The organism is Streptomyces sp. NPDC055078, from assembly GCF_053607985.1.
This window is the reverse complement of the sequence record NZ_JBSGUP010000350.1, coordinates 1-8,514: the sequence shown is the minus strand read 5'-3', so window position 1 is coordinate 8,514 and position 8,514 is coordinate 1. Positions and strand designations below refer to the sequence as shown.

General features: G+C 72.3%; 7 protein-coding genes. All 7 read right to left on the bottom strand.

What is annotated here, in order from left to right; translation table 11 throughout:
• Positions 1–494: MaoC/PaaZ C-terminal domain-containing protein (locus ACWF94_RS25545; protein ID WP_453492901.1), on the bottom strand; the 494-nt coding region annotated here is incomplete at its 3' end.
• Between the two features lie 17 nt (positions 495–511).
• The gene (gene fabD / locus ACWF94_RS25540) at positions 512–1,390 is read right to left on the bottom strand and encodes an ACP S-malonyltransferase (protein ID WP_453492898.1); all 879 of its coding nucleotides are present in this window, start codon (positions 1,388–1,390) and stop codon (positions 512–514) included.
• Positions 1,387–2,829, bottom strand: a complete 1,443-nt coding sequence (locus tag ACWF94_RS25535) for a PfaD family polyunsaturated fatty acid/polyketide biosynthesis protein (protein ID WP_453492895.1) — start codon at positions 2,827–2,829, stop codon at positions 1,387–1,389. Before ACWF94_RS25535 ends, fabD begins: the two co-directional genes overlap by 4 nt.
• A 56-nt stretch (positions 2,830–2,885) precedes the next feature.
• Entirely contained in the window at positions 2,886–3,389 is a 504-nt protein-coding gene (locus ACWF94_RS25530; protein WP_453492892.1) for a hypothetical protein, read from the bottom strand.
• 85 nt (positions 3,390–3,474) lie between these two features.
• On the bottom strand, positions 3,475–3,984 hold the full coding sequence (locus ACWF94_RS25525) for a hypothetical protein (RefSeq protein ID WP_453492890.1): 510 nt from the start codon (positions 3,982–3,984) through the stop codon (positions 3,475–3,477).
• A gap of 101 nt (positions 3,985–4,085) precedes the next feature.
• A complete protein-coding gene (locus ACWF94_RS25520) occupies positions 4,086–6,929 on the bottom strand; it encodes a helix-turn-helix transcriptional regulator (protein WP_453492887.1) in 2,844 nt (947 codons plus the stop codon).
• Positions 6,930–7,272: 343 nt separating this feature from the next.
• Entirely contained in the window at positions 7,273–8,409 is a 1,137-nt protein-coding gene (locus ACWF94_RS25515) for a PucR family transcriptional regulator (RefSeq protein ID WP_453492884.1), read from the bottom strand.
• Between the last annotated feature and the right edge of the window lie 105 nt (positions 8,410–8,514).

The following is an 8,514-nucleotide window of genomic DNA, read 5'->3' as shown; positions in this document are numbered from 1 at the left end:
GTCCGGGGGCCGTCGTGGATGCGCAGTGCCGTCCGCTCCGCGCCCGTCTCGTCGACGGTCACGGCGTACCGCCGGCCGAGCCGCACGGGCGCGGGGAACCTCGCCCGCAGCCGGGAGAGCCGGCGGCCCGGCCGCGGCGGGCCCGAAGCCAGCGCGAGCAGGACGGCGAGCACTCCGTGTGCCACGGGTTCGCCGAAGGGCGTCCGGCGCGCGTACGCCGGGTCGATGTGCAGCGGGCTGACATCGCCGGTGGCGCGGGCGAACGACTCCACCGTCCCGCGCGTCACCAGCAGGCCGTACGAGGCCGGTCCGGCCGGCTCCGCCGGGTCCATCCGGTGCTCCGGTTCCACCCGGTCCACCGGCTCGATCGGGTCCCCAGGCCGCACCCGCTCCACCCTGACCACCGGCCCGCTCGGGCCCTCCGGCCGCACCGGGTCCACCGGGTCCATCGGGTCCATCGGCCGCACCGGGTGCATCGGCTCCATCGGTTCCATGGACGGGGTCTCTCCTCTCAGTGCTCGACGTCACCGACGGTGGCCCGCGTCCGGCCTGCTCGGATCCGCTGGGTGAGCCCGGTCAGGACGGTGCCGGGGCCGATCTCCCGCAGCCGGGGGTCCGTCCGGTCCAGCAGGTGTCCGACCGTCTCGCTCCAGCGGACGGGCTGGGTGAGCTGACGGCAGAGGGTGTCGGCGAAGGCGTCGTCGCGGTACGGCTCCGCCGTGACATTGGCGATCACCGGAATCCTCAGCCGGGCGGGCCGGTAACGGCCCAGGAACCGGCGGAACTTCTGTCCTGCCGTGCTCATATAGCGGGAGTGGAAGGCTCCGCTCACCTGGAGCCGGACGACCGCGGTGGCCCGTTCGGAGAACACGGGGGTGAGGTGCTCGATGTCCCCGACCGGGCCGGAGACCACGATCTGGTCCGGGGCGTTGAGGTTGGCGATGTCGACGGTGTCCGCTCCCCGCTCCCGGAGCAGGTCGCGCACCGCGGCCTCGTCGAGACCGAGGACGGCGGCCATGGCCCCGTCGCCCGCCTCCGCCATCAACTCGGCGCGTTTCGCCACCAGTTCGAGGCCGGTCCGGAAGTCGAAGCCGCCCGCCGCGAAGAGCGCGACGTACTCGCCGAGGCTGTGTCCGGCGACGACGTCGGGAATCACCCCGGTGGTCCGTACCTCCTCCACGTACGACAGGGCGCCCACCACATACATGGCGCACTGGGTGTACCGGGTGTCGCCCAGCCGCTCCGGCGGGCCTTCGAGGCACAGTTCGGCCACCGAGTACCCGAGGACGGAGTCGGCCTGCCGCACCAGATGCGGATAGCGGTCGAACAGGGGCCCGCCCATGCCCACCCGGTGCGAACCCTGACCGGGGAAGAGATGGATCTCGGTCATGGCTCGCTCCGTCCGGGGACGGTCGGTACGGGTCGGGGGGTGGCGCCGGGCGGGCGGGCCATGGCGTGCAGCCGCTCGGACAGTTGCCGCGCCCCGCCGCGCATGAGCAGATGCGCGATGTCGTCGACATGCCGGTTGCGCCAGTTCTCCCGGGGCGTTCCCCGCAGATGGCCGTTGAGCGCTCCGATCGCGGGTCCGGTGTTGATCTGGTAGTCGACCTGGTGGTCCGGCGAGCCCGCTATGGAGAGCCGCTTGGCCTGCACGAAGTACGCCTTGAAGACCAGTGCCATCTTGTGTTTGGGGTCGCGTTCCGCCCAGGCGAGGGCCTCGGGGTTGGCGCGCTGGTAGTAGGCGCGGACGTCCGTCCAGACGTCGTCGAAGCTGCGCCGGAAGTAGGTGTGCTGCAGTTCGTCGGCGGTGGCCGGATCGAGGTCGTCCAGCGAGTCGTGGTTGCGGTACAGCTCGTAGAGCCTGCTGGCCCGCGCCGGGTAGAACAGGCCCCGGCGCAGCACCTGGGCGCGGGTGCCCGCCTCCAGCATGTCGCCCGCCGGTACGACGGCGGTGTCGTGCACGGACGCCCGCTGGAGCATGTCCTTGACCGGTTCGCTGGCCCCGGATTCGACCGTGCACTGGTTGACGCTCCCGGTCAGGACGAAGTCGGCGCCCATCACAAAGGCGGCGGCCACGGCGGACGGTGTGCCGAGACCTCCCGCCGCGCCCACCCGGACCCGGCGGGTGTACCCGAACTCGCGCATGGCGCTGTCCCTCAGCCGGATGGTCTCGGGCAGCAGGACGACGAGTGGGCGCTGATCGGTGTGTCCGCCGGAGTCGCCCTCCGCGCAGAGGTCGTCGGCCATCGGGATACGCCGGGACAGCGCCGCCTCCTCGGCCGTGATCTCCCCGGCCGCCAGCAGTTCGGCGACCAGTTCGCGCGGCGGCGGGCCCAGGAATCGCTGGATCACCTCGGGGCGGGAGACCTTCGCGGTCAGCCGGTTCGCGATGTGCACCGAGCCGTCCGGTGCGTACCGCAGCCCGGTCACGCGGTAGCGGACCAGACTGCGGCTCGGCCGGATGAACGCCGAGGCTTCGACCTGGTGGACCTGGTGCCTCAGCAGGATCTCGACCGTCTCCGCCTCCTTCTTCGGGCTCTCCCAGCGCGGCAGGATGTTGAGCCCGTACGGGCCGTCGCCCAGCTCCCGCCGGAAGCGCTCGATTCCGGCGACGACCCTGGCCGGTCTGAGGCCACCGGTGCCGAAGTACCCGAGGAGGCCGGCCCGGCCGAGCCGGACCACCATGTCCTCGGACGAGCAGGCCATGTACATCGACCCGGCGACATAGGCGTACCGGATGCCGTAGTCGCGCCGGAAGTCCGGGCAGCCGAGGGATTCCGGCTCGATCAGCCGCTCGGCCGCCCGTATGCCATCAGCGAGAGTGCCCATCACCACCACTCCTCCCCCGGCCGTCGCGCCGGCACGGGCCTGTCCGGCCTCGGCCCTCAGTTCGGTGCGGGCTTGGCCGCGGCACGCGCCAGCACGCCGGGAATCTCCGTGCTCATATAGCCCAGGAAGCGCTCCATGTTCGCCAGCCGCCGGCGGCGCCCGGCCGGGGCGTCCCCGATCTCGTCCAGGCCGCTCTGGATGATCCTGCGCAGGGCGGGGAGATCGGCGAAGATCTTCTCGATCTTCGGTGCCCACCGGTTCTCCCGCATCCACACCGTGTAGTCGGTGTCGGTCAGTTCGCCCTCGCGCGCGAACACGCTCTTGTCGTCGTTCAGCGGGGTGATCTGCTGGACGATGCGGTCCACCGTCTCCCGTGGGACGCCGAGCGTTCCCGACAGCTGACGCGCGGTCTGTCCGGCCGGGTCGCAGATCATCAGCCAGCCGATGACCTGTCCGCGCGCGTGCTCCATTCCGTCGTTGGCCGCGTAGTAGTCCGCGACCTTGTCCACGAATTTCCGCTCGCCGTCGGACAGCAGCGGATACTCGACCGTCGTCCCCATGTCCCAGTTCCTTTCGGCTTCGGCTTCCGCCCCGGTGTCGGGTCCCGCCGCGTCGTGTCCCTGTCCGCGTCCGCGTCGGCGTCCGCTAGGCGACGGAATGCTTGACGGACTCGTTCCAGGTCTTCATCAGGCCCGCCAGATCGCCGACCACGGACCGGTACAGGGCCTCCAGTTCGGCCAGTCTGCGACGGCGGTCGGGGGTCGCGCCGACGTCGTCGAGCACCCGCAGTCCGTACCGCATGACCTCGTGGTAATCGGGCCAGCTGGCGAACGTCTGGGCCACGACCCGCGGATAACCGTCGTCCTGCATCCGCACCGCGGCCTCGGCGCCGGGGCGCTCGATCCGCTCGTACATCCCGGCCTCGACGAAGTGGTCGATCATCGGCTCGATCTGCTCGGGCCGTACGTCCACGGCCGCGCAGATCTCCGACACGGTCTGCTCGGGCGGGTCACAGATCATCATCCAGCCCATCATGCGGCCCATTTCGACCGTGACCCCGTGGACGTCCCGCCAGTGCACGGCGATCCGGTCGGCGAACGCGCGTTCGCCGTCGGTCGGCGCCACCGGGCCGCCTCCCTCGTTGGTCTGCGTCACTGGTTCGGCCCCTTCCGGGTCTCTCGCGGTTTTGCCTCAGCCTTCCGGCTCGGCGTCCACCCCACCCCAGGGGTATCCCCAGCAAGCACCCCAGGGCCCGGTCACGCGATGTCACACTCCTCCTCGGCCAGCACACCCGAGGCGGTGAGCGCGTGCGAAAGCTCCGAACGGCGGCTGATGCCGAGCTTCGGATACGTCTGGTTGAGGTGCCACTCCACGGTCTTGACCGTGACGAACAGTTCCCGGGCGATCTCCTTGTTGCTGCGGCCCTCCGCCGCCTTCAGCGCCACCCGCCGTTCGGCGGGGGTGAGCGGGGTGGCCGCCGACACCTGGGCCCCGCGCAGCCTCCCCCCGGCGAGGCGCAGTTCGATGCGGGCCTGTTTCTCCCGCCCTCTGGCGCCGCACCGCTGGGCGGTCTCGATGCCCGCCAGGAGGTGCCGTCTGGCGTCGCCCCGGTGCCCCGCGCGGCGCAGCGCCGACCCCAGGGCCACCTGTGTCTGCCCCAGTTCCAGCACCGCAGGGGAGTCGCGCAGCATCTCCGCCGCCTCCTCGATCCGCTCCAGGCCCGCCCGGCCGCCGATCAGCAGCCCATGGGTGCGCAGCGCCACCGCGAGCGGTCTGGGCGCGCCGAACAGACGCGCCCGGCCGAGCTGGTCCCGGACGCACTCCCGGACCAGGTCGACCCGTCCCGTACAGGACAGCGCGTGGGCCGCCGCTGGGAGATAGCTCGCCACCAGAGTGGGGTGGTCCCAGCCCCGGTCGCGTGCGAGGTCCCGGCAGGCGAGCAGGTCCTGTGCCCCCTCCTCAAGGCGCCCCAGGGCGATCGACAGCCGTCCCCTGGCGATCCACAGGGGCAGGAAGTAGCCCGATTCCGGGAGCGGTCCCGCGAGGCCGAGCCGGGTCAGCAGGTCCTCGGCCTGCTGGGGCCGGTCCGCCTCGATCAGGCTCGACACGAGCACCGCCGCCGCCAGCGGGACACTGCCCACCGTCAGCGAGTCCTCCGTCACGCCGCGGAGCACCGATCTCGCCTCGCGCTCGGCGTCGGGCAGCCGGCCGCCCTCGAACAGCACCATCGCGCGCAGGCCGGTCGCGGTGGCGGCGGCGAGCAACTGCCCCTCCTCACCGGCCTGGTGGATCGTGTCGGTGAGGACGCGTTCGGCGTCGGGCAGCCGGTCGCAGCAGGTGAGCACCAGTGCGGCGAGGATCGGGGGCTGCATTTCGACGTCGTGGGGCTCCAGGGCCACTCCGCCCTCCAGCGCGCTCGCCGCCAGCCGGGCGACCCGTGCGGCCGGGATGCCGCGGTGCAGCGCGGCGAAGGCCGCCTGGGCACGGCGGGTGCTCCTCGGTCCGGCGCGGCAGCCGGCCGCCTCCCCGTCCGTGTCAGTGTCCGCGTCGCCCCGGACCGGGGCGGTCCGGGGCGGCATCAGGCGGCAGGAGTACCCCGGGCCGCCGGGGGCGGCTGCCGCGCTCTCCTCACCGAGGACCTCCATGGCCTCCTCGTAGCGGCCGTCCGCGACCAGCGCCTGGCCCAGGTCCAGCCGTACGGCTCGGCGCTGTGCGGACCGGGTGGTCCGCCGCAGGGCCTCCCTGAGGTGTCCGATGGCGCCCCGGTCCCCCGCCCGCAACCCGGCCGCGCCGAGTTCGGCCAGGACCGCCGAACCGATGTCCGGGGCGGGTGGTTCGGCCAGGGCCCGCTGCAGAAACCGGGCCGCCAGTTCGGGGCTGCCGGCCCGCAGCACATCCCGGGCGCCTGCCCGCAGCCTGCTGACGACCCACTGGTCGGTGCCCGGCTGCGTACGGCACAGATGCTCGGCGACCCGCTCGGGCGGGGCGACGGCGTCGGCGAGCGAGCGGGCCGCCCGGCGGTGTGCCCTGTTGCGGTCGCGGGCGGTCAGGGCCGCGTAGACCGCTGTGCTGATGATCGGATGGGAGAAGGTGTACGGGGTGCTGGGGCGCAGCATTCCGGCGTCGATGAGCGAGCCCGCGACGCCGGTCAGTTCGTCGTCGCTCATCGCCGACACCTGGGCGCAGTGTCTGGGGGCGGCGTCCGGGCCGAGGACCGCCACGGCCCCGGCGACCCGGACGGCCCGGTCGGACAGCCGTTTGAGCCGGCGCAGCACATCGACCGCGACGCGCCGGGGGGCGAGCCTTTCGACGCGGGGCACCGCCGCCGCTTCGGGGGCCAGCCCCTCCGCCGCCACCTCCGCCAGCAGTTCGCACAGGAAGAGAGGGTTGCCGTCGGTCGCGTGATGACAGGCTTGGGCGAAGGTTTCGGCGGGTTCCTTCTCCAAGCACATCGTTGTCATGGCGCGTACCGCCTGGCGGCTCAGCGGCCCGAGCCGGACGAGCCGGACGGCGGGCGACGCGTAGATGGAGGACAGGAGGTGCTCACGCACCCCGTCGTCCGTGGGCGCACCGCCCAGGATGAGACCGACTCTGGTTCCTTCGAGCCGGTTCGCCAGATAGCTGATGAAGCGCAGGGACGCGGTGTCCGACCACTGCACGTCGTCGATGACGAGGGCCAGAGGTTTCTGCGCGGAGAGGTTCTGGCACAGCCAGTAGAGACCGTGCAGTACGGCGTGCAGGTCTCCCGGGTCCCGGGTCAGTGCGTCCCGGTACTCGAAAAGGGACGTGGCCAGGGTCGCGGGGCCGGACAGCAGGGTGCGGCTCTCATCCGCCGGGATCGCGCTCAGCCAGGTCTCGAAAAGCTGCCGTACCACTCCCCAGGCGAAGTCCTGTTCCAGCTCGCCGCCGCGCGCGGACAGCACCCGCACCCGCCGGGCGGCGGCGTCGTCCCTGAGGACGCGCAGCAGACTGGACTTCCCCATCCCGGCCGAACCCTCGTAGACGAGAATGCCGCCCTCGCTCCGGCAGATCCGATCGATCGCGTCCGCCGCCAGTCCGATCTCGCGTTCCCGCTCCAGTAAGAGGAATCCATCGCCCACAACTCCCGACCTCCCCGTAAGGATTCAACCCGCATGGCTCAGGTGCAGTGCACACGCACGATGGGGACGAACGCCCGACTCGGTTCTCATCGGTTCTCAGCGGTTCTCAGCGGTTCTCAGCCTGGTCCGTGCTGGACCGGATACGGCCCGGGGCCGCGCGGATCGGCGGATGTCGCCCCCATCGGGTCCCCGGCCCCGCCGTACGGGACGCGGAACACCCGACGACGCCCGCCACTTCGAAGTGGCGGGCGTCACATCCGCTGCCCCTCGCTCACTCTGTCACCTCCTGTGATGGGTCCCACACCGGTGGTAACCCCAGCGCCACCACCTGCCCGTGGTCCGCTCAGTCCGGCCCGGGCAGCGGCACCCCGGGCCAGCCCAGTAATCGGGCCCCCAGGACGGCGGCCTCCAGGGTGAAGCGCTGGGTCTCCTCCGTCGCCGAATATCCGGTCATCCGGTGGATTCGCTCCAGGCGGTAGGTCACCGCCCGGACGGTGATCCCCAACTGCCGTGCGGCGGCGGCATTGTTGCCCCGGCAGGCGAAGAGCGCCGACAGCGTGTCCAGCAGCGGCTCCGCGCCCTTGCGCGCCCCTTGCAGCGGGCCGAGTACCGCCTGCACCAGATCGGTCATCGCCGCGCGGTCCCGCAGGAGTACGGGGAAGACCAGGAAGTCCGCGGCGTGCAGGATCGGGGCGCGGAAGCCGAGCGACCGGCCGACGTCCAGGGTCTCCCGCGCCTCCTCGAAGGACTGGCGCACCCCGCCGGGCCCGGCATGCGGCCTTCCGACGCCGATCTGCCAGCCGCCGTTCGCCCCGAGCGTGGCGAACACCCGGTGTGCGAACTCGCCCACCGCGCCCCGCAGCGTCGCCGCCACGACGCACACCAGCAGCGAATCGTGCACCGCCACCAGCACATTGTGCGCCCCGAACCGCGAGACCAGGGCGGTCTCCACCGCGCGCACCGCCGAGTCGGCGTCCTTGAAGCCGTCCTCGGACCGCGCCACCGTCACTGTCTGGGCGCCCGCGAACGTCAGCCCGAACCGGCGCGCGCGATGCATCAGCCGGCTGAGGTCGCGGGTCCCCGACAGCAGGTCGCGGACGAACTCCGACCGGGAGGCGGTCTCCCCGTCGAGCGCCTTCCGCTGGGCGCCTTCGTACCCGTCGGCCGCCGCGGAGACCGCCAGGCTGGTGGCCGTCAGCACCGCCTGGCCGACACCGCGCAACTGGGCCGCGGTGCCCACCGCCTGCCGGGTCACCCGCTCCCAGGACGCCTCGGTCGCCGTCAGATGCGCCTCGACGAGCGCCCTGAGGGAGACCGAGTGCTCCAGCGCACGGCCGCCCGCCGCCCTGCGGGCCTCCAGTTCGGCTCGCCATGGACGCCTGCCGGTCGCCGCCGCGGCCTCCAGCAGTTCGGCGTATCCGTCCAGCAGGTTCAGCGGGTCGTGTCCGTCCAGCGGGTTCAGCGGGTCGTGTCCGTCCATGTGCGAACCGGCCTCCTACACTCCGACGTCTCGGCGCTCGAACGTCGCGACCGCGATCGCGACGAGCGCCGCCACAGCGGCCACGAGGACCAGAAGGTATCCGAC